Annotated in this window: 25 protein-coding genes and 3 tRNA genes; 17 read left to right on the top strand and 11 right to left on the bottom strand. The window is 57.1% G+C overall.

The genetic code is table 11. The annotated features are described in order from the left end of the window. Positions 1-2: 2 nt before the first annotated feature. The 4 genes from mrdA to H9Q10_RS02580 all read right to left on the bottom strand — a co-directional run bounded on the left by mrdA (position 3) and on the right by H9Q10_RS02580 (position 4,589). A complete protein-coding gene (mrdA, locus tag H9Q10_RS02595) occupies positions 3-2,060 on the bottom strand; it encodes a penicillin-binding protein 2 (protein ID WP_197902483.1) in 2,058 nt (685 codons plus the stop codon). Beyond that, positions 2,057-2,560, bottom strand: a complete 504-nt coding sequence (mreD, locus tag H9Q10_RS02590) for a rod shape-determining protein MreD (RefSeq protein WP_197902482.1) — start codon at positions 2,558-2,560, stop codon at positions 2,057-2,059. The genes mrdA and mreD overlap by 4 nt, the downstream gene beginning before the upstream one ends. A 2-nt stretch (positions 2,561-2,562) precedes the next feature. Then, positions 2,563-3,441, bottom strand: a complete 879-nt coding sequence (gene mreC, locus H9Q10_RS02585; protein ID WP_197902481.1) for a rod shape-determining protein MreC — start codon at positions 3,439-3,441, stop codon at positions 2,563-2,565. A 113-nt stretch (positions 3,442-3,554) separates the two neighbouring features. Then, entirely contained in the window at positions 3,555-4,589 is a 1,035-nt protein-coding gene (locus H9Q10_RS02580) for a rod shape-determining protein (protein ID WP_067589912.1), read from the bottom strand. Between the two features lie 197 nt (positions 4,590-4,786). On the opposite strand from H9Q10_RS02580, the gene gatC reads away from it, so the two are divergent. From gatC to H9Q10_RS02500, 16 genes are all read left to right on the top strand, one after another. Further along, the gene (gatC, locus tag H9Q10_RS02575; RefSeq protein ID WP_197902480.1) at positions 4,787-5,077 is read left to right on the top strand and encodes an Asp-tRNA(Asn)/Glu-tRNA(Gln) amidotransferase subunit GatC; all 291 of its coding nucleotides are present in this window, start codon (positions 4,787-4,789) and stop codon (positions 5,075-5,077) included. Positions 5,078-5,198: 121 nt separating this feature from the next. Beyond that, positions 5,199-5,705, top strand: coding sequence for a hypothetical protein (locus tag H9Q10_RS02570; protein WP_197902479.1), 507 nt, complete (start codon positions 5,199-5,201; stop codon positions 5,703-5,705). 115 nt (positions 5,706-5,820) lie between these two features. After that, the gene (locus H9Q10_RS02565; RefSeq protein ID WP_197902478.1) at positions 5,821-6,534 is read left to right on the top strand and encodes an SMI1/KNR4 family protein; all 714 of its coding nucleotides are present in this window, start codon (positions 5,821-5,823) and stop codon (positions 6,532-6,534) included. Positions 6,535-6,590: 56 nt separating this feature from the next. Further along, positions 6,591-7,196, top strand: coding sequence for a DUF4240 domain-containing protein (locus H9Q10_RS02560; protein ID WP_197902477.1), 606 nt, complete (start codon positions 6,591-6,593; stop codon positions 7,194-7,196). 47 nt (positions 7,197-7,243) lie between these two features. Further along, the gene (locus H9Q10_RS02555; protein ID WP_197902476.1) at positions 7,244-7,825 is read left to right on the top strand and encodes a DUF4303 domain-containing protein; all 582 of its coding nucleotides are present in this window, start codon (positions 7,244-7,246) and stop codon (positions 7,823-7,825) included. 69 nt (positions 7,826-7,894) lie between these two features. Then, complete coding sequence (gene gatA / locus H9Q10_RS02550) at positions 7,895-9,343, top strand: Asp-tRNA(Asn)/Glu-tRNA(Gln) amidotransferase subunit GatA (protein WP_197902475.1); 1,449 nt, start codon at positions 7,895-7,897, stop codon at positions 9,341-9,343. Positions 9,344-9,447: 104 nt separating this feature from the next. Then, complete coding sequence (locus tag H9Q10_RS02545; RefSeq protein WP_197902474.1) at positions 9,448-9,867, top strand: SMI1/KNR4 family protein; 420 nt, start codon at positions 9,448-9,450, stop codon at positions 9,865-9,867. 70 nt (positions 9,868-9,937) lie between these two features. Next, complete coding sequence (locus H9Q10_RS02540; protein ID WP_197902473.1) at positions 9,938-10,564, top strand: trimeric intracellular cation channel family protein; 627 nt, start codon at positions 9,938-9,940, stop codon at positions 10,562-10,564. Between the two features lie 131 nt (positions 10,565-10,695). Further along, positions 10,696-10,866 carry a hypothetical protein gene (locus H9Q10_RS02535; protein ID WP_197902472.1) on the top strand — a complete coding sequence of 57 codons (171 nt, stop codon included), beginning with the start codon at positions 10,696-10,698 and terminating at the stop codon, positions 10,864-10,866. After that, positions 10,856-11,461 carry an ATPase gene (locus tag H9Q10_RS02530; protein ID WP_197902471.1) on the top strand — a complete coding sequence of 202 codons (606 nt, stop codon included), beginning with the start codon at positions 10,856-10,858 and terminating at the stop codon, positions 11,459-11,461. Before H9Q10_RS02535 ends, H9Q10_RS02530 begins: the two co-directional genes overlap by 11 nt. Before the next feature lie 26 nt (positions 11,462-11,487). Continuing rightward, the gene (gene gatB, locus H9Q10_RS02525; protein ID WP_197902470.1) at positions 11,488-12,918 is read left to right on the top strand and encodes an Asp-tRNA(Asn)/Glu-tRNA(Gln) amidotransferase subunit GatB; all 1,431 of its coding nucleotides are present in this window, start codon (positions 11,488-11,490) and stop codon (positions 12,916-12,918) included. A gap of 80 nt (positions 12,919-12,998) precedes the next feature. After that, a complete protein-coding gene (locus H9Q10_RS02520) occupies positions 12,999-13,466 on the top strand; it encodes an RDD family protein (RefSeq protein WP_197902469.1) in 468 nt (155 codons plus the stop codon). 201 nt (positions 13,467-13,667) lie between these two features. Further along, positions 13,668-14,972: a trigger factor gene (tig, locus tag H9Q10_RS02515; protein ID WP_197902468.1), complete on the top strand. Its 1,305-nt coding sequence runs from the start codon at positions 13,668-13,670 to the stop codon at positions 14,970-14,972. 159 nt (positions 14,973-15,131) lie between these two features. Continuing rightward, positions 15,132-15,752, top strand: a complete 621-nt coding sequence (gene clpP, locus H9Q10_RS02510) for an ATP-dependent Clp endopeptidase proteolytic subunit ClpP (RefSeq protein ID WP_067589942.1) — start codon at positions 15,132-15,134, stop codon at positions 15,750-15,752. Positions 15,753-15,974: 222 nt separating this feature from the next. Next, the gene (locus H9Q10_RS02505) at positions 15,975-16,340 is read left to right on the top strand and encodes a SpoIIAA family protein (RefSeq protein WP_197902467.1); all 366 of its coding nucleotides are present in this window, start codon (positions 15,975-15,977) and stop codon (positions 16,338-16,340) included. Then, complete coding sequence (locus H9Q10_RS02500; RefSeq protein ID WP_197902466.1) at positions 16,337-16,990, top strand: esterase/lipase family protein; 654 nt, start codon at positions 16,337-16,339, stop codon at positions 16,988-16,990. Before H9Q10_RS02505 ends, H9Q10_RS02500 begins: the two co-directional genes overlap by 4 nt. 186 nt (positions 16,991-17,176) lie before the next feature. On the opposite strand, the gene rplI is transcribed toward H9Q10_RS02500, so the two are convergent. From rplI to H9Q10_RS02465, 7 genes are all read right to left on the bottom strand, one after another. Then, a complete protein-coding gene (gene rplI, locus H9Q10_RS02495; RefSeq protein ID WP_197902465.1) occupies positions 17,177-17,629 on the bottom strand; it encodes a 50S ribosomal protein L9 in 453 nt (150 codons plus the stop codon). 18 nt (positions 17,630-17,647) lie between these two features. Next, positions 17,648-17,878 carry a 30S ribosomal protein S18 gene (gene rpsR / locus H9Q10_RS02490; RefSeq protein ID WP_197902464.1) on the bottom strand — a complete coding sequence of 77 codons (231 nt, stop codon included), beginning with the start codon at positions 17,876-17,878 and terminating at the stop codon, positions 17,648-17,650. Between the two features lie 5 nt (positions 17,879-17,883). Continuing rightward, positions 17,884-18,180 carry a primosomal replication protein N gene (gene priB, locus H9Q10_RS02485; RefSeq protein ID WP_197902734.1) on the bottom strand — a complete coding sequence of 99 codons (297 nt, stop codon included), beginning with the start codon at positions 18,178-18,180 and terminating at the stop codon, positions 17,884-17,886. An 8-nt stretch (positions 18,181-18,188) separates the two neighbouring features. Further along, entirely contained in the window at positions 18,189-18,566 is a 378-nt protein-coding gene (gene rpsF, locus H9Q10_RS02480) for a 30S ribosomal protein S6 (protein ID WP_197902463.1), read from the bottom strand. Positions 18,567-18,807: 241 nt separating this feature from the next. Continuing rightward, positions 18,808-18,883 (bottom strand) — tRNA-His (locus H9Q10_RS02475). A 10-nt stretch (positions 18,884-18,893) separates the two neighbouring features. Next, positions 18,894-18,970 (bottom strand) — tRNA-Arg (locus tag H9Q10_RS02470). A gap of 39 nt (positions 18,971-19,009) precedes the next feature. Then, a tRNA-Pro gene (locus tag H9Q10_RS02465) sits at positions 19,010-19,087 on the bottom strand. A 302-nt stretch (positions 19,088-19,389) separates the two neighbouring features. Here H9Q10_RS02465 and folD point away from each other — a divergent pair. Next, positions 19,390-20,253 carry a bifunctional methylenetetrahydrofolate dehydrogenase/methenyltetrahydrofolate cyclohydrolase FolD gene (gene folD, locus H9Q10_RS02460; RefSeq protein WP_197902462.1) on the top strand — a complete coding sequence of 288 codons (864 nt, stop codon included), beginning with the start codon at positions 19,390-19,392 and terminating at the stop codon, positions 20,251-20,253. Positions 20,254-20,653 lie beyond the last annotated feature (400 nt).

The following is a 20,653-nucleotide window of genomic DNA, read 5'->3' as shown; positions in this document are numbered from 1 at the left end:
GGTTATCGCACCTCGGATGCGGCAGCCGGCTGGCTACCTGAAAGGCTACCTGAAACCGCCTGATAGGCAGACAACGTACGCACCGCCTGGGCATGAATAACCGGATATTCGGTTTGGCTCATCGCCCCGGCACCGGGCAATACCGGCTTGGGCAGCGGCAAGTCTTTACCGTTTTCGCCTTGCAGCTGGAGCAGGTAGAAATCGGCCAGCTGGCGGGCAATCGGCGCTGCGTTGGCGCCCCAACCGCCGTTTTCCAGCAGCACGGCAATGGCGATTTTCGGGTTTTGCGCCGGCGCGAAGGCGATAAACCAAGCATGGTCGCGGTGTTGCTCAGCCAGCGCTGCCGCGTTATAGGATGCACCCTGCCGAATCTGCACCACCTGCGCGGTACCGGTTTTGCCGCCCATACTGTATTTCAGCCCGCTGCCCACGCGCCAAGCCGTGCCGCCCGGCCGCAACACACGCTCCATGCTTTGCTTCACAAAGGTGAAATATTCCGGCTTAAACGGCAGGCGGGCGCTGGGCTCGGTGCCCACCAGGATGCGGGCTTGGTTTTGGTGGTCGATCAGCTCGCGCACCAGATGCGGGCGGTACATCACGCCGTTGTTGGCCAGGGTGGCGGTGGCGTGCGCCATTTGCAGCGGGGTGTAGGCATTGTAGCCCTGACCGATGCTGATGGGCACCATATCGGCAGCGTTCCAGCGGCGGGCGGTTTCGCTGCGGGCATTGGCAAAACGGCGTGCCTTCCATTCCGGGCTGGGTAGGATGCCTTTGTACTCATTTGGCAAATCGATGCCGGTTTGCTGGCCGAAGCCGAAGTGCGCCAGATAGGGATAGGCTTTGTTGATACCCATCTCGTAGCCCAGACGGTAGAAAAAGGTATCGGACGACACTTGGATGGCCTTGCCCAGATTAGCCGAACCATGCCCACTGCGCACCGAATCACGGAACTGGTGGCGGCTGCCGGGAATACTCCACGCGCCGGGCGCGGGCAGCACGGTATTGGGCGTAATCTGCCCGCTTTGCAGCGCCGCCATGCCCATAAAGGGTTTGAAAGTGGACCCGGGTGGATAGAGGCCTTGAGTAACGCGATTGATGAGCGGGCGCTGCCAATCTTCGTTTAGGCTTTTCCAGGTGTCACCGTCAATTCCGTCGATAAACAGGTTGGCGTCGTAGGATGGTTTGGACACCAGTGCCAGCACACCACCGGTTTGCGGGTCGATGGCCACCACGGCGCCGCGCCGGTTGCCGAGCAAATCGCTGGCTTTCTGCTGCATGCGGATGTCGAGCGACAGGCGTAGGGTTTGCCCGCTCACCGCCGGCGCGGTTTTCAGGGTGCGCACGATGTTGCCCTGCGCGTCTTTTTCCACTTCCTGATAGCCGGGCATGCCGTGCAGCTGCTGCTCGTAGAAGTTTTCCAAGCCCATTTTGCCGATGTGGGTGGTCCCGCGGTAGAGCTCGTAGCGGTCTTCGCCCTCCAGCCGGTCGCGGTCTTTGTCACTGATGCGGCCGATGTAACCGAGGATATGGGTGGTGAGTTCGCCGTATGGGTATTCGCGGAAGGTGCGGGCGTTCACTTCCACGCCTTTGAAGCGGAACAGCACCGCCGCCAGCCGCGCGGCTTCTTCTGTGCTCAGCTTCAGTTTGAGCGGGATGCGCTCATACGAACGTGAGTCGGCGCGGACTCGCTGGAAACGCTTCAAATCGGCCTCGCTGATGTCCACATAGGGGCTCAGCGCGGACACCAATTCCTCAACTTTCATATCCAATTCGTTCGGAATGATTTCCAGCGAATAGGCCGGATAATTGTGCGCCAGCACCACACCGTTCACATCGGTGATTTCGCCGCGAATCGGCGGAGTGGGGATAAGGGAGATGCGGTTGGTAGCGGCTTTGGCTACGAATTCTTCGTGGCGGGCTACCTGAAGCCGCACAAATTGCCACACCAACACGCTGAAAAACACCAAAATCATGGCAAAAGCCACCATCAGCCGCAGCAGATAATCCTTCTGCCGGCGGCGGACGGGCTTGGCGGGCGTGTAATGGCGGCGCGACTTCATTTGTGGTTACGGCGAAAATGGGCGATGGCGAGCATCATATTGTTGAGCTGCGGCCACAAAAGGCCGGTGGTAACCGAGGGTAGCCACAGCCGCCACAGTGAAAACGGCTGCTGCTGAAACAGGCTCACTACAAATACCACCATTTGGCTGGCCAACATCGCGCCGGCAATCGCCACCGCCTGCCAGCCAAAAGAATTGAGCGCAATCTGCCGCCGCTTGCGTTCAATCAAAAACGCCGCCACGGTATAAGCCAAAGCGTGCTGCCCCAACAGCGCGTTGCTGCCGATATCCACCAGCAAGCCGATGCAGAACGCCGCGCCGATGCCGATTAGCTGCGGGCGGTGCAGCAGCCAATAAGCCAGCAGGATCAGCGTGAAATCCGGCAGCGGATACACCCAAGGCGGCGGCACCGGAATAAAATCCAGCAACAGCACCAACAGGAAGCTGAACGCCACCCAGCGTTTGGGCGTGGTTTCTTTGAGCGGGTTAACGGGTGCCATGTTTACTCCTGCTCCTCGGCGGGGGCCGAAGCATTTTCAGGTAGCCTGGCGGCGGCCTGCGGCTTCTGCGGAATCACCAAAACATAGCTGCTGCTGTTCAACTGCGCGGCCGGCTGCAAAGTGGTGCGGTAATAGGGTGTGCCGGAATTGCGGTCGGCATGGGTTACCTTGGCAATCGGGATGCCGGCCGGATAAATGCTGTCGATGCCGGAAGTCACCAGCAAATCGCCTTCTTTCAATTCGGCCGATACCGGAAAATAGCGCAAATCCAGCATATCGCCACGCCCGTACACCAACGTGCGCACCCCACTCTCAGCCACCATTGCCGGAATCACCGATTGGCGGTGGTTGATTAGTGTCACCTCCGCTGTGGCCGGCTGTACCGCAGTTACCTGGCCGATCAAGCCCTGCTCGTCGCTCACCGGGTCGCCCACGCGGATGCCGCTGCCGCCACCCTTGGTAATCAGGATGCGATCGGCCTGTGGGATGCGCCCGTTAGACACGATTTCCGCCACCACCGCCTGCGGTGCCAAAAGCGGCTGCAAACGGTTGAGTGTTTTCAACTCACCCAATTCGCGCGCCGCCGGCGCCTGCAGCTGCAACTGCATATTCAGGCGGGCATTTTCTTCTTTCAATCGGGCGTTTTCCCCCAACAAAACCTGCTTGTCCTGCAAATAGTCCGTGCCGCCGCGCACCCACTCTGCCGGCTGGCGCGCCACCCATTGCAGCGGATACAAACCGGTGGCCACATAAGACTTGGCCTGCTGCAGGGCGGCATAGCGGTTGTCGAGCACCATCAGCGCCATCGACAACATCCCCAGCAACACCAGCTTGCCGGTAGAGTTGATAATCGGGCTGACAAAATTGATTTCTTGCGACATGGGGGATACAGGCTACCTGAAAACTGAAAACACAATACCGCGCAGGTATCTGGTGTGGCGGAGAACCGGCATACCGAGGCAGCGTGCGCCGCGCGTGATGCCGGGAAAGAAGATTATACGGTGGTGAACACAGAATTCATCTTGCCGATGTAGTCCAAAGCCTTGCCAGAACCGCGCACCACGCAGGTGAGCGGGTCTTCGGCAATGCTCACCGGCAGGCCGGTTTCCTCGGCCAGCAGACGGTCCAAACCGTTGAGCAGCGCACCGCCGCCGGTGAGCACCAGGCCGCGGTCGGCAATATCCGCGCCCAGCTCGGGCGGGGTTTGCTCCAGCGCGTTTTTCACGGCCTGCACAATTTGGTTCAGCGGCTCGGCCAAAGCTTCCAGCACTTCGTTGGAGCTGATGGTGAAGGCGCGCGGCACGCCTTCGGCCAGGTTGCGGCCTTTGGCTTCAATTTCGCGCACGGCTGTGCCCGGAAAGGCGGTGCCGATGGCTTTTTTGATTTCCTCGGCGGTGGTTTCGCCGATCAGCATGCCGTAGTTGCGGCGCACGTAGTTGATGATGGCCTCGTCGAAGGCATCGCCGGCCACACGGATGGAGTGTGAATACACCACGCCGGTGAGCGAGATGATGCCCACTTCGGTGGTGCCGCCGCCGATGTCCACCACCATGGAACCGGTGGGCTCTTCAATCGGCAGGCCGGCGCCGATGGCTGCGGCCATGGGCTCTTCAATCAGGTTTACCGAAGCCGCGCCGGCCTGTTTGGCCGAATCGTGAATCGCTTTACGTTCCACCTGGGTGGAGCCGCAGGGCACGCAAATCACGATGCGCGGCGCAGCGGCAAAGCGGCTGTTGTTCACTTTGCGGATGAAGTGCTTGAGCATTTTTTCGGTAACGTCGAAATCGGCAATCACCCCGTCTTTCATCGGGCGCACCGCCTGAATCGTGCCGGGCGTACGGCCCAACATACGCTTGGCTTCCGCACCCACCGCCACCGTGGCATTGTTGTTGCTCATATCGTTGGGCAGCGCCACCACCGAAGGCTCGTCCAAAACGATGCCGCGGCCTTTGATGTAAATCAGGGTGTTGGCCGTACCTAAATCGATGGCCAGATCATTGGAAAAATATCGGGTGAGAAAGCGGAACATGCTTTAAATCCTAGTGTATTGATACGGGGAAAACCAAGCTTGCGGAGAAACCGGCGCATTTTCAGGTAGCCTCATCATACGCCGTGCCGACGGGCGGGCTTTTAGGCTATAATCCGAGCTTTGCAGGCCGGTCTTGATTGAAACGCGTAATGATACCCGAGATTGGCTGTTTGCTAAACATAATTTAAGGAAATTTTATGTCGCTTACACTTTCCGACGTCGAAAAAATCGCCCGCCTGTCGCGCCTGAGCCTGGGCGAGACCGAGAAAGCCACCGTCCTCTCCGAGCTCAACGGCATCCTCGCCATGGTGGCGCAAATGCAGAGGGTGAACACCGACGGCGTCGAGCCGATGACCCACCCGCACGAGGTCGCCCTGCGCCTGCGCGAAGACAAAGTAACCGAAACCGACCACGCCGCCGAATACCAAGCCTGCGCCCCCGAAGTGCGTAACCGCCTGTATATCGTGCCGCAAGTAATTGAAGAGTAATTTTCAGGTAGCCCCAACAAACGCAAGGCTACCTGAAAAACACCGGCCTCCACGGAGCAAAACAAACAGCACACGCTCCTACGAAGCGACCCCCCTAGGCCCCTTTGCCAAGCAAACCACCATGAAAAAACTCCTCCTCGCCGCCTTCCTCAGCTTCCTAGCCGCCGGCGCTCACGCCGAACCAAGCCCGGCCGAACGCGAAGCCAACCCCAAGGCCACCGCACTGGCACAAACCAAGCTGGGCGAGCCCGTGCGCCTCTACAGCTACCAAAGCGAAGACGACGGCGCCTACACCGCCCACCTTTATCCCGCCACCATCCAACCCCTAGGCGAAGGGTGGTATGCCTCCGTATCCCGCCACCGCTCACAACGCGATGAGGCCGAGCCCTATATGCTGGTGCTGGACTGGGTGTCCTGCGACAGCAAAGAGCCGCACGCCGTAATGAGCGCCCTGGCCCTGTTCGACAGCCAAGGGCAGCTCGACGGCCTGAAAGACACCCACCCCTATGCCAAACCGTCCGAGCTGAGCGCAGAAGACATCCGCGAACTCAACGCCCCCGACGGCGAAGAGAAGCACACCGCCGAAATGGTACAGGCCGTATGCGGGCGTGTCGGCGCAGCCAAATAAAAGCAGCCGCTACTTTCAGGCAGCCGCCAAGCCAAAAAGGCTACCTGAAAACATAGGCAGTTGGGCCCACAACAGCTTTTCAGGTAGCCTCATGCTTGCCAACCAAGGATAACCCATGCCCTTGCCACAAGCCCTCGCCGCGTTTTACTTGGCCGTACACGGATTGGAAACCAACGGATACCTGCCCTTCCACTACCCCGAAAACGGCGACCCCAACGAATTCCGCGACGACTACTTCGGCAGCGAATACCCTAGCTTCCACATCATCGCCCTCAACAGCATGGACGACTTCTTTTTTGTGGATGAACGCGAAGCCGCGCAAGGTTTTCCCGTGTACTTCTCCTTCCATGACGGCGATTGGAGCAATCCCTTTACCGTGTCGCCCGGCTTGGCGGAATTTGCCCGCTTCCTGCTGCGGCTGCGCGAAGTCATGGAAACAGAGCAAGACAGCAGCCAAACCGCCGATTTTGTCGCCCGGCATTGCGACGTGGCGCACAACGGATTCTGGCAGGAAGTGCACCAAAGCCTGTGCGAACAAAAAGAGCTGGAAGCCGAATGGGCAAGCCAAGAAGCCCGCCGCCAAGCCAAAATCGCCAGCGGCGACTGGGTGTTCGGCAGCATCGTAATTACCGACTTGGGCGATGCCAAAATGAAAGTGGCCGCCCGCATGAAACAGCTTCACGGCCTGAGCACCGCCGAAGCCCTAGCCGCCGCCAACCACCTTCCCATCCTCTACCGCAGCGGGCTGTGGCAATACATGCGCGCCCATCTGGAAGAACTGCATTCGTGGGGCGTCAGCGCGCAATTCGTCCCCCAATCCGAGCAATAACGATTTTCAGGTAGCCTCACAATCAGGCAGCCTGAAAACAGAACGGCAACAACACCATGACCCCGAACGACTTTTGGCACATCATCGAACAAGCCCGCACAGCATCGCACAGCATCGCCGAGTTCAACCAAAATCTGACCCAATTATTGGCTAAGCTGTCCGACGAAGATTTGCTGTATTTCCATGATTTCTTTGAAAACTACGAAACCGCCGTTATCGCCAGCCCCAACCAGCTGATTTGGTCCGCCCTGTCGCTGGTGCACGGCGGCAAATACGCCTACCACACCTACGGCTTTGCCGCCTGGCTGATACTGCAAGGCAAAAGCACCTATCTGGCCGTATTGCACGATGCCGACCGCCTGGCCGACACCGCAGCCGCCCCCAACTATTGCAGCGGCTGCCTGAAAGGACACGAACACGAATTTCCCGAGCAGCGTTACCTGGCGGGCAGAATTTACCGCGAACGCACCCGCACTGGCATCCGCGCCTTCAAAAAAACTGCCGCCGAATTCGCCAAAAAAGCCTACGCCGAATGGCAAAACACCGCGCAGCAGGAATTGGACATCCCCGCCCGCAGCAGCGACAGGAATTGGACAATGGAAGACCTCGCCGCCGTGCTGCCCAACACCTACCGCAAATATATCCTGCATGAACACAGTTAAAGGCAGAATCCGATTTTTCAGGTAGCCCCAAAACCCGAAGGAAACCCATGCCCGCCGAAACGCAAACCCTGCACCACACCGCCGCCGCCCACATCCGCCAATGCTTCGCCCGCATCAGGCAGCAGACCGACCAAGCAGGCAAAGAGATTGCCGCCTATTATTTCTATCTGACGGACGACTTTTTCGCCGCAGGCAACGCCGCCATCACCCATCAGGATTGGGCTGCCTTTGCCGCCGACCATACAGACGACTACCCAAACTGCACCCTATTGCAGGCGGTTTGGGATGGTAGGTGCACACTTTATGACGGTGATGACGAAATCCAAAATATTTCGGATAACTGGCCGGAAAACCAAAGCCAACTCTACCAAGCGGCCTACCGCAGCATAGAAAACCTAGGCGACGACGAAGATGCCTACCGGCAAAAACGCGCCGAATACGAAACCTGCCTGATTGCCGCGTTGCAGCAGTGTGACCACGAAGGCCTGTTCGGCAACCGCGCCGAAAACGGCATCCTGCTGTTTGCATTTTATATTGATGACTACGATGAAAATGGCGAACAATCCCTGCTTTACCGTTCCGCCACGCAGCTCAACCAAGCGGATACTTACCGAAAACTGATAGGCTAATATTTTCAGGTAGCCTCACGTCCAATTAACCCTTTTAAAATCCAATACATTTTCAAGCGAAAGAACCAAATGACCCATTACACCCTCAAACAAGCCGCCGACCTGCTGCAATCCAAACAAAGCTCCGCCGTCGAACTCGCGCAGGAATACCTCGCCGCCATCGCCGCGCAAAACCCCGCCATCAACGGCTACATCACGCTGGATGCGGAAAAAACCCTCGCCGAAGCCCGCGCGGCGGACGAACACATCGCCCAAGGCAAGGCCGGCGCGCTCACCGGCGTGCCCGTCGCCTACAAAGACATCTTCTGCCAAACCGGCTGGCGCAGCGCGTGCGGCTCGAAAATGCTCGACAACTTCGTCGCCCCCTACACCGCCACCGTGGTGCAAAACCTGCTCGACGCGGGCATGGTCACGCTCGGCCGCACCAATATGGACGAGTTTGCCATGGGTTCGACCAATGAAAGCTCGTTCTACGGCGCGACCAAAAACCCTTGGCATACCGAACACGTCCCCGGCGGCTCGTCCGGCGGTTCGGCGGCCGTGGTGGCTGCGCGCCTTGCCCCCGCCGCGCTCGGCTCGGACACCGGCGGTTCCATCCGCCAGCCCGCCGCCCACTGCGGCATCACCGGCATCAAGCCGACTTACGGCATCGTCTCCCGCTTCGGCATGGTGGCCTACGCATCCAGCTTCGACCAGGCCGGACCGATGGCGCAAACCGCCGAAGACTGCGCCATTTTGTTGAACGCCATGGCTGGTTTTGACGAGCGCGATTCCACCAGCCTGCAACGCGACAAAGAAGACTACACCCGCGATTTGGGCGCACCGCTGAAAGGCTTGCGCGTCGGCCTGCCCAAAGAATACTTCACCGCCAGCAACAGCTCCGACGTGCAGGCTGCTTTGGAAAACGCCAAAACCCTGCTGCAAAGCCAAGGCGCGGAATTGGTGGAAGTTTCCCTGCCGCAAACCGAGTTGTCCATCCCCGCCTATTATGTGCTCGCCTCCGCCGAAGCCAGCACCAACCTCTCCCGCTACGACGGCGTGCGCTACGGCCACCGCGCCGCCCAGTTCGCCGACTTGGACGAAATGTACAGCCGCACCCGCGCCGAAGGCTTCGGCAGCGAAGTGAAACGCCGCATCATGATTGGCACCTATGTGTTAAGCCACGGATATTACGACGCTTATTACCTGAAAGCGCAAAAACTGCGCCGCCTCGTTGCCAACGATTTTCAGGTAGCCTTTGAGCAATGCGACCTCATCCTCGCCCCCGCCGCGCCCACCGCCGCGCCCAAACTCGGCGAGCTGAACCAAGACCCCGTGCAGGCGTATCTCTCTGATATTTACACCATCGCCGTAAACCTCGCCGGCCTGCCCGCATTGAGTTTGCCCGCAGGCTTCTCCACCAACGGTCTGCCCATCGGCGTGCAGCTCATCGGCAACTATTTTGCCGAAGCCAAAATCCTCGGCGCGGCGCACCAGATGCAGTTGGCGAGCGATTGGCATACGAAAGCGCCGGAGTGAAATTTTTCAGGTAGCCTTTGAGGCCGTCTGAAATTGGTGAATTCATCGCATTTTTTGTTTTGGATAACCTTTTTCAGGCTGCCTGAAAATCATTGGGAGAAAAAATGCCCCAACCCGAAATCCCTCAAAACTATGCCGAGCTACGCAGAAAATACAAGGGATTGTGCGGCACGCTCAAACAGGAACAAGACCAATTCGGCTACGAACTGTTTACCGAGACCCATATTTTTTACGACTCGGACGAAATCCGGAAATACAGCCGCGAGCTGCCCAAAGATTTCCCCGCAGAAATCGCCGCAGAATATGCCGGCTGCCAAAAGCAAAGCGAATACGATTTGGGCTATATTACCGATTTTTCGTCAATTCTCGTATTCGGCATTGACGGCAGCGATTGCCCGTTCTGCATGGATTTCTCGGAAAACGAAGCAACGCCCCGAGTGATTTATTGGGATGCCGGCCAGCTGATATGGCGCGTGATTGCCGATTCGTTGGAAAATTTTTTTAACCTGTTTGATTGGGGATAGCCGCATGCAGAGCATTTGTTCCCGACACCGTCATTACCTCCATTAAAGCTACCTGAAAAACCGTAACACCATGACCTCCACCGACTTCATCCAAATCATCGGCACCGCCGCCTTCGCCGTATCCGGCTACCTCGTCGGCTACGGCAAGCGGCTCGACGTGCTCGGCGTCATCATCACCGCCCTGCTCACCGCCGTGGGCGGCGGCATGATGCGCGACGCCCTGGTCGGGCAAATCCCGCAGGTGTTCCAGCACACCGACGCGCTGATTGTCGTGTTTGCCACCCTCGCCCTCGCTTGGCTGCTGCGCCTGCAACGCTACCGCCGCACCTACCTCGCTGCCGCCTTCCTCATCGCCGATGCCATCGGCCTGGCCGCCTTCAGCATCACTGGAGCGCAAATCGGCATCGGCCTGCATCTAAACCTATTCGGTGTCATCGTGCTCGCCTTCGTTACCGCCGTGGGCGGCGGCATTGCCCGCGATATTTTGGTAAACGATGTGCCCATCGTGTTGCGCGCCGACCTCTACGGCAGCGTCGCCATCCTCATCGGCGGCCTAATGTACCTCTTTGCACGGCTCGGCTGGATCAACGCCTTCACCCTGCACCTGCTGTTCGCCGCCGGCCTGTTCCTGCGCCTGGCCGCCTACCGCTTCCATTGGCAGCTCCCCGGCTTCCAGCCGCACCGGCACAGAAAATAACGGAGGCTACCTGAAAAACAGATGGCATATTTTTCAGGTAGCCCAAGCCCACCGAAAGGCTACCTGAAAACGCCTGCTCCAACACAGCCAAAATATTTTCAGGTGGCCTTCATAGATTGATAGGACACACCATGAACAAACGAGAAGAACTGCTGGAACAGCAACGCCGGATGCACATCCTGTTTGAAGCCTGGATGAACGACAAAAAAACACGCGAAGTGCTGACCTACCGCCGCGCAAATGGCGACTTGATCGAACACCATCCGGACGGCAGCGAAAAAGTGATTGAGTATGCAGGATAAGCACCTTGCCATCTTCTACTGTGGCACTAATGGCGCGGGTAAATCCACACTGCGCGGCTTTAATCGGGACTCAGTGCAAATCGTGATTGATTCCGACCATATCGCGATGGAAATCAACCCACAATCGCCGCGTTCGGCCGATTTTGAGGCCGGCAAGAAAGCCGTATCGCTGTTCCGCTTCGCGCTGGAACACCGAATTTCGTTTTCCATGGAATCCACCTTATCCGGTCATTCCGTGTTGCAGCGCATGAAATCGGCCAAAGAAAACGGTTTTCATGTGCGGCTGAATTACGTTGCCGTCGATAGCGTCGGAATCAACCTTTCCCGCGTGTCCGCGCGTGTCCGCTTGGGCGGGCACTTTATCAACGAAGCCACCATCCGCCAGCGCTTTGAGCGCAGTAAGGAAAACCTCCTGCTGGCTCTGCCGTTGTGCGACGAAGTTTTTGTGTACGACAATTCTGCTGACAAACCAGAATTGGTGTTTTGGCTGAACCGGCAAAAAATCATCACGGTAACTGCCACGCCGCCCGCTTGGTGCAGCAGACTGAAAACCGAATTGACCGATATGGGTTTTGTCGAAGACAAGACCGTTTGAACAACCGAAACCCCAAAGGAAACCTTATGACCTGGGAAACCGTAATCGGACTGGAAATCCACGTCCAACTCAACACCCAATCCAAAATTTTCAGCGGCGCATCGACGGCATTCGGCGCAGAGCCGAACGCACACGCCAGCGTGGTGGAATGCGCCTTGCCGGGCGTGTTGCCGGTGATGAACCGCGAAGTCGTGGAAAAAGCCATCAAACTGGGTTTGGCTTTGGATGCGAAAATCAATCAAAAAAACGTGTTCGACCGTAAAAACTATTTTTATCCCGACCTGCCCAAAGGTTATCAGATCAGCCAGTTGGATTTGCCGATTGTGGAACACGGCAAGCTGGAAATCGTGGTCGGCGATACGGTGAAAACCATCAACGTTACCCGCGCGCACATGGAAGAAGACGCGGGCAAATCGGTACACGAAGGCTTGAACGGCGCGACGGGCATCGACCTGAACCGTGCGGGTACGCCGCTGTTGGAAGTGGTGTCCGAACCCGAAATGCGTTCCGCCGCCGAAGCCGTCGCCTACGCCAAAGCGCTGCACGGTTTGGTCACTTGGCTGGACATCTGCGACGGCAATATGGCGGAAGGCTCGTTCCGTGTCGATGCCAACGTGTCCGTGCGTCCGAAAGGACAGGTGGAATTCGGCACACGCCGCGAGATTAAAAACCTCAATTCCTTCCGCTTCTTGGAGCAGGCCATCAATTATGAAGTGGATGCGCAAATCGAGATTTTGGAAGACGGCGGCAAAGTGCAGCAGGCGACCATGCTGTTCGATCCCGAAAAAGGCGAAACCCGCGTCATGCGCTTGAAGGAAGACGCGCACGACTACCGCTATTTCCCCGACCCCGACCTGCTGCCCGTCATCATTTCAGACGGCCAATTGCAAAAAGCCAAAGACGAAATGCCCGAGCTGCCGAAAGAAATGGCGGCGCGTTTCGTGGCGGACTACGGCGTATCCGACTACGACGCGCGCCTCTTGACCGCCAGCCGCATTCAGGCTGCCTATTTTGAAGAAGCCGCCAAAGCCAGCGGGCAAGGCAAATCGGTTGCCAACTGGATGAACGGCGAACTCGCCGCCGCGTTGCACAAAGCCGAACTAGGGCTACCTGAAAGCCCGATTACCGCGCCGCGCCTGGCCGAACTGGTGGGCAAAATCGCCGACGGCACTTTGAGCAGCAAGCTGGCGAAAAAAGCCTTTGAAGCCATGTGGGAGGAACCCGAAGCCTCCATCGCCCAAATCATCGAAAAACACGGTTTGCAGCAGATTACCGACACCGGCGCGATTGAAGCGATGGTCGATGAAGTGTTGGCCAACAATGCCAAAGCGGTCGAGCAGTTCCGCGCGGGCAACGACAAAGCACTGAACGCCATCGTCGGGCAGGTGATGAAGGCCAGCAGGGGCAAAGCCAATCCGGCGCAGGTGCAGGAGTTGGTGCGCGCCAAATTGCAGTAAGGCAGGTTGAGGCTACCTGAAAATTAGGGATGCGGTTTTCAGGTAGCCTATCCAACCAAGCAAACCAATCAACCAATTCTATGCTCCAAGAAGTCTACCTAACCGACGGCAGCACCCATCCGCTCGCCCCTGTTTGGAAAAGAATCGCCGCAGCCGCATTTAATTTCGGTTTGGCCTATGCCCTGCTGCAAATCTTGCTGCAACGTTTTCCCGCAGCGAACGAAGACTTCCGCCTTGTACTGCTGCCGATGCTGGCCTATCTGCTACTGCAAACCATGCTGATGTCGCTCAAAGGGCAGTCATTGGGCAAATGGCTGTTCCGCATCCGCGTATTAGACCAAAACGGCAGCAATCCCGGTTTTTTCGGCACCGTGCTGGCACGTGAAACGGCTTTTGTGTTGCTGCTGCTCTTCTTCCGCTGGCCGGCAGGCCTTGCCTATCTGATTTGCCTGATTATGCTGCTGATTCCCAAATTTAAACGCCGCACCCTGCAAGACAGGTTTATGGGATCGGTGGTCGTGTCGTTGCCCAAATCAGCTGTCCGCTGATTTTCAGGTAGCCGCAAGCCATCCATCCAAACCCAATCCGCACTACAATTCAACCGCCGGATACTGCCCGCAACCCCAAGTTATGATACACTTGCGCCTTTCATTTACCGTCGGCGTTCACCGCAGCGCGCCGGTTTGTTCCAACTTTCCCGACGGGTGCACCGCCTGTCGGTTTGATCAACACAAAAACAAGGTTTTACGATGAGCGTAACAATAGAAAAACTGGAAGGTCTAGAACGCAGCCTGCAGCTTGAGCTGCCCTGGGCAGAAATTGAAGCAGCCGTACAAAAACGCCTGCAAGCCACCCAAAAACGCGCCCGGGTAGACGGCTTCCGCCCTGGCAAAGCACCGCTGCGCATGATTGAATCCATGTATGGTGCCGGCATCCGCGAAGAAGTGATGAACGAAAACCTGCGTCGCAAGTTCGCCGAAACCATCGACACCGAAGAAATCCGCTTTGCCGGCTTGCTCTCTTTCGACGCTGCCGAAGCGCAAGACGATGAAAAAGTATTCAAAGTAAAAGCTCGTTTCGAAGTGTTCCCGGAAATCACCGTAGGCAGCCTGGCCGACAAAGAAATTGAGAAAGTGGTGTGCGAAGTGGGCGAGGCGGAAGTGGAAAAAACCATCGACATCCTGCGCCGCCAGCGTACCCGCTTCAACCGCGTAGAGCGTGAAGCAAAAGACGGTGATCGCGTGATCATCGATTTCGCCGGCACCATCGACGGCACCCCGTTTGAAGGCGGCTCTTCGCAAAACTACCCCTTCATCCTTGGCCAAGGTCAGATGTTGCCCGAATTTGAAGCCGGCATCCGCGGCATGAAGGAAGGCGAAACCAAAGACGTAACGGTAAACTTCCCTGCCGACTACCACGGCAAGGAAGTGGCTGGCAAATCTGCCGTGTTCGCCATCACCCTGCGCAATGTGGCCGAAGCCGTGCTGCCGGAAGTGGACGAACAGTTTGCCAAAGCCTTGGGCATCCAGGACGGCGACGTGGCCAAGATGCGCGAGGAAGTGAAGAAAAACATCGAGCGCGAAGTAACCCGCCGCGTGGAAGCGCAAACCAAAGACAACGTGATGAATGCGCTGCTGGAAGTAACCCAGTTTGATCTGCCGAAAACCTTGGTGCGTGAAGAAGTTGCCCGCTTAGCCAACAACGCCCGCCAAAACTTGGTCAGCCAAGGCATGAAAGAGGAAGATTTGGATCTGTCCGACAGCCTCTTCACCGAGCAGGCCGAGCGCCGCACCGCTTTGGGCTTGATTTTGTCCGATCTGGTGGCCGAACACAGCCTGCAGCCGACCGACGAGCAAATCAAAGCCGTGGTGCAAACTTTCTCCGAGAGCTACGAAGATCCGCAGGAAGTGGTGGACTGGTATTTTGCCGACCGCTCCCGCCTGGAAGGGCCGATTTCCATGGCCGTGGAAGCCAACGTGGTGAAATACGCATTGGATCAGGCCAAGGTAAACGAGAAGAAACTGAGCTTCGACGAAGTGATGGGCCAGCAGTAACAGGCTACCTGAAAACGCAGCAGCTTCAACGAAGTGAACCATGTTTCGGCGTAGCCGAAGCGGAGTTTCTGCAAAGCTGTAATTTGTACACACCGAAAAGCACCGAGGCCGCCTCCGCCGCCGAGGTGCTTTTTTCCCAACCCACCTTGCGAGAACAATATGAATTCCGTGATTGAAAACAACTATCTGGTGCCCACCGTAATCGAGCAGAGCGGTCGCGGCGAACGCGCCTTCGACATCTACTCCCGCCTTCTCAAAGAGCGGATTATCTTCCTGGTCGGCCCGGTGGACGACCACAGCGCCAACCTAGTCGTCGCCCAACTGCTGTTTTTGGAAAGCGAAAACCCCGATAAAGACATTTTCCTCTACATCAACAGCCCGGGCGGCTCCGTTACCGCCGGCATGTCGATCTACGATACCATGAACTTCATCAAGCCCGACGTATCCACCCTCTGCCTCGGCCAAGCCGCCAGCATGGGCGCCTTCCTGCTTTCCGCCGGGGCCAAAGGCAAACGCTTCGCCCTGCCCAACAGCCGTGTGATGATCCACCAGCCGCTGATCAGCGGCGGTCTCGGCGGCCAGGCCTCCGACATCGAAATCCACGCCAAAGAGCTGCTCAAGCTGAAAGCCAAACTCAACCAGCTTCTGGCCGAGCACTGCGGCCGCACCCTAGACGAACTGGAACGCGACACCGACCGCGACAACTTCATGTCTGCCGAAGAAGCCCAAGCCTACGGCCTCATCGACCAAGTCCTCTCCAGCCGCAGCGACATCAAATAACCCGCTATCTGGCATACCCAAGGCTACCTGAAAACCCAAAACCCGTTTTCAGGTAGCCTTTTGCCCCCTACCATTGGCACAAAGTTTACCCACATCAAGCCTTATCCCCGTCTCCCACGTGAAAAACCGCCAAGCCGCCCCCATTTCGTTATAATAAGCAGGCATCAACGCCGGTACCACTCCCACCCCTTGCGGGAAACCCATCTCAACAGGAGTTCTGCCATGATATCCATCCGCCAGCAAAACTACGGCCTCAACGTCGCCCTCTACAACGAATTTACCCTTGAAGACTTCAAAACCCTCGAAGCCGCCATCATCGAATGCCTCGGCCGAGTCCACCGCCCCGACATCCTGCTCGACCTCTCCCTGCTGCGCGACTACACCATCGATATGGCTGCCGAGCAACTGCGCTTCCTCAATAACCACGACAACGACTTCGGCCGCATCGCCGTTGTCACCGACGACCTCTGGATCCGCCTCTCCTCCCACATCTCCAGCCTGCTCACCCGCCAACACCCCAAATATTTCGACGACGCCGCCGAAGCCCAACAATGGATACTCTCCAGCGGCAGCCACGAGCAGCCATGAGCCAAGCCAACACCAGCCCGCTGCGCGCCATGCTGCTGCACGGCATCCATATGCATGCCTGGGCCATGCTTCCCCTCAGCCACCGCCTGCTCTCCTACGGCATCCACAACCAGCGTTTCGGCTACTACAGCGTTGCCCAAACTTTGCCGCAGCACAGCCGCCGACTCGCCGAAGCCGTGCGCTACTACTACCGGCATCACCAAGAGCCCTTACACTTCATATGCCACAGCCTCGGCGGCCTCGTCCTTCGCCGGTTCGCCGCCGACCACCCCGAGCTGGTACGCGGCCGTAGCGTTACCCTCGCTACCCCGCATCTGGGCAGCCAAGCCGCCGAGCGTTTATACCGACTCGCCCCTGCCCTCATCGGCGGCGCCTACGCCGCCGGACTCGACGGTCAACTCCCGCCCTGGCCGCCGCAGCTTGAGCTCGGCTGCATCGCCGGCAACCGCAACCTTGGTCTCGGCCAACTCATTGGCCTGCGCGGCGAAGGCGATGGCACCGTATTGCTTAGCGAGACCCGAGCAGAAAACTGCCGCGACTATTTAATCCTGCCCGTCAGCCACTCCGCCATGCTCACCGACCGAACCGTCGCCATGCAAACCGCCTATTTTCTGCGCCACGGCCGCTTTCTCCGTGCCGAATCAGCCTGAGCTGGTACCAACATCCGGCACAACCACCACGATTTTCAGGTAGCCTCTTCCCTATTCTGGCTCCATCCAACACCCATTAGTACAGGCACTTTTAGCCCTTAAGCCCCTAGGCATTTTGAGCAGACCAAAAAAGGCTACCTGAAACTTTTCAGGTAGCCTCTCGCTTTGTATTGCCCAAACTGGAAATTACTCCTCAGTCGGAATAACCACCACTTTGATACCTGCCACTGCATCGGTGTGCAGCGCCACTTCGATTTCATATTCGCCTACCGCCTTGAACGGGCCGTTGGGCAGGCGGACGTTGGCCTTCACTGCTTCCACACCGAATGCGCGGATGGCTTCGGCGATGTCGGCATTGGTTACAGAACCGAACAAGCGGCCGTCTACACCGGCTTTCTGAGCGATAGTAATGATTTGGCCTTCCAGCTTGGTCTGACGGGCCTGGGCATCAGCCAAAATCTCGGCCTGACGGGCTTCCAGCTCGGCACGACGGGCTTCGAAATCAGCCAAAGCAGCTTCAGTAGCGCGCTTAGCTTTGCCTTGCGGGATCAGGAAGTTGCGAGCATAGCCGTTTTTTACGGTTACCACATCGCCCAAGTTACCCAAACCGCCAATTTTTTCTAACAGAATGATTTGCATAATAAAATTCTCCGTTAATTATTTGTGTTGGTCGGTGTAGGGCAGCAAAGCCAGGAAACGAGCACGTTTCACGGCCACAGACAGCTGGCGCTGGTAGCGGGCTTTGGTGCCGGTGATGCGGGCGGGGATGATTTTGCCATTTTCGGAAATGAAGTCTTTCAGCAAATCCACTGCTTTGTAATCTACCTGTTTGATACCTTCCGCGGTGAAGCGGCAGAATTTTCTACGTTTAAATGTTTGACGAGCCATCTCATTCAACCTTTATTTTCATCAATAGTCTGTATATGCAGTATGGGGCGGCGGTATTTTTGGCTGTATGCGGCAAGAAATCCTGCCACTTCCACCATGCTGCCTACTTTGTTTTGCCAAATTTTCGCTTGTTCACCGATGATTTTCGCCTGCATTTCAAACCGGGCGAGATACGGTTCGCCTGCTTCAAGCTGCCAAGATTCGTGCTCTAAAACCAAACCCAGCACAGGGATGCCGGCCGGCGTGTAGCGCAAAGTGTCGGCTTCTTTAATGCGGGCTCCGAAGCGAACGGCGTTATCCAAAATCAATTTCAAGCTTCGGCGGCAGCTGCTTCTTCTTGGGGCTGGCCGTCCAGCAGGTTTTTGGATTTTTCTTCTTTCATCATCGGGGAAGCTTCGGTAACGGCTTCGTCCATCTTCACAGTCAGATGGCGCAGTACAGCATCATTGAAACGGAAACCGGTTTCCAACTCTTCGATCACTTCCGGTGTGCACTCGATGTTCATCAGCACATAGTGCGCTTTGTGCAGTTTGTTGATGGGGTAAGCCAATTGGCGGCGACCCCAGTCTTCCAAACGGTGGATATGACCGCCTGATTCGGCGATCATGGTTTTGTAACGCTCAACCATAGCGGGTACCTGCTCGCTCTGGTCGGGGTGAACGATAAATACAATCTCGTAATGACGCATGCTCTCTCCTTACGGCTAATACAGCCCGCCATCATGCGGATATAGCGGGCAAGGGGTGGAAAACGTGTCATTATATTAGCAAAAACCAATTTCAGCAAACATTTGCCGCCACCTTCTCGGAAAAGGCTACCTGAAAAAGCTTCGCCAACGTGGAAATACAACACCGCCTGTGCTCTACCAAGCATCGAGACGGAAAGAAATAAAGAAAACCCGCGCGGTCTCGCACGGGTTTTCAGAATGGTGGGGTGGCTGATGGGGCTCGAACCCACGACAACCGGAATCACAATCCGGGGCTCTACCAACTGAGCTACAGCCACCACAAAACTTTGGCGCGCCCGACAGGAATCGAACCTGTAACCGCCCGCTTAGAAGGCGGGTGCTCTATCCGGTTGAGCTACGGGCGCTCTACCTTTTCCTGTCGTTCACAACATCTCGGAGGTCTTTGGTCGGGGCGGTGGGATTCGAACTCACGACCCTCTGCTCCCAAAGCAGATGCGCTAACCAGACTGCGCTACGCCCCGATAAGAAAGGCGGATTCTACGCAAGCACCTTCCCGCTTGTCAAGCAGGCTACCTGAAAATAAATCAGCAACCTTATCCACAGCCCACCTTAGCCAATTAAAATCAAACATCTAATTACATCACAACCACAGCACACCAAGCACAAAAACAGCATGCTCGCACACCTTCCCCACCCCCGTTTCCCCAATAAAAATCATTAACAACGTGCTATAATCAACACAATAAATCATCTCTATCGCCGCCAAGTTTTTTATGCGGCAACACTCCCGAGTCCCCCTCACCAACCCACGAAAGGAATAGTCATGACCGCACAGATTCTCGATGGCAAAGCCGTAGCCGAGCAGCGCCTGCAGAAAATCGCCGAGCAAGTAGCCGAGCGTCGCAAACAAGGCTTGCGCACCCCCTGTTTGGCCGTAGTGTTGGTGGGCAACGATCCAGCCAGCACCGTGTATGTGCGCAACAAAAAATTCGCCTGCGAAAAAGCCAACTTCGCCTCCCGCTCCTACGAGCTGCCCGCCTCCACCAACCAGGAAGAGCTGCTGCAACTGATTGACGAACTCAACGCCAGCCCCGCCGTGGACGGTATCCTTGTGCAGCTCCCCCTCCCCAGCCACCTCAACAGCCAATCCATCATCGAACGCATCCAACCCGATAAAGACGTAGACGGCTTCCACCCCTACAACGTCGGCCGCCTCGCCGTGCGCATGCCTCTGATGCGCCCCTGCACCCCCAAAGGCGTGATGACCCTGTTAGAAACCTACGGCGTGAACGTACTCGGCAAGAAAGTCGTCATCGTGGGCGCCTCTAACATTGTCGGCCGCCCGCAGGCACTGGAAATGCTGCTGTCCGGAGCCACCGTTACCGTGTGCCACAAGGCCACGCAGAATCTGGAACACGAAGTGGGCGAGGCCGACATCGTGGTGGTGGCCGTCGGCAAACCCAGCCTGGTGAAAGGCAGCTGGATCAAGCCCGGCGCCATTGTGGTGGATGTGGGCATCAACCGCCTGGAAAACGGCCAGCTCTGCGGCGATGTGGAATTTGAAGCCGCCAAAGAACGCGCCTCCATGATCACCCCCGTGCCCGGCGGCGTCGGCCCCATGACCATCGCCACCCTGCTGGAAAACACCCTCTACGCCGCCACCCTACACGATAAACCCGCCGCCTAACCCGGCTGCAACGTAAAACCAAAGCAAGGGCAAATTGTTCCCCATCGGCAATTTGCCCTTTTACCGTGCCACGCATTATTCACACGCCTAAAGGCTACCTGAAAATTTAAACTTCGCAGAACCGCAGCCCTGTGTTTTCACCTCGTTGAAGCCAATGCTTTCAGGCAACCCTCTTATTACTTGTTTTTATTAGCTGTGCAGGCCTACCTAAAATAGCCCAAACCTTTGCGTATCTATTTTCAGGCAGCCTTTGATGGCACACACCAAGGCTACCTGAAAACATGAGGCCCAGCTAAAGTTAACACAAACAACCCGGGTTTCCGCGAACCCCTCCCTTCTGCAAAGCCAAAATCCCGCCACCCCTTAGCCTTCGTTAGCGGCAGCACTTTTCAGGTAGCCG

The sequence above is a fragment of the Eikenella glucosivorans genome (assembly GCF_016025525.2).
Taxonomy (GTDB): domain Bacteria; phylum Pseudomonadota; class Gammaproteobacteria; order Burkholderiales; family Neisseriaceae; genus Eikenella; species Eikenella glucosivorans.
The sequence above is the reverse complement of the archived record's forward strand: the minus strand, read 5'-3'. Positions and strand labels throughout refer to the sequence as shown.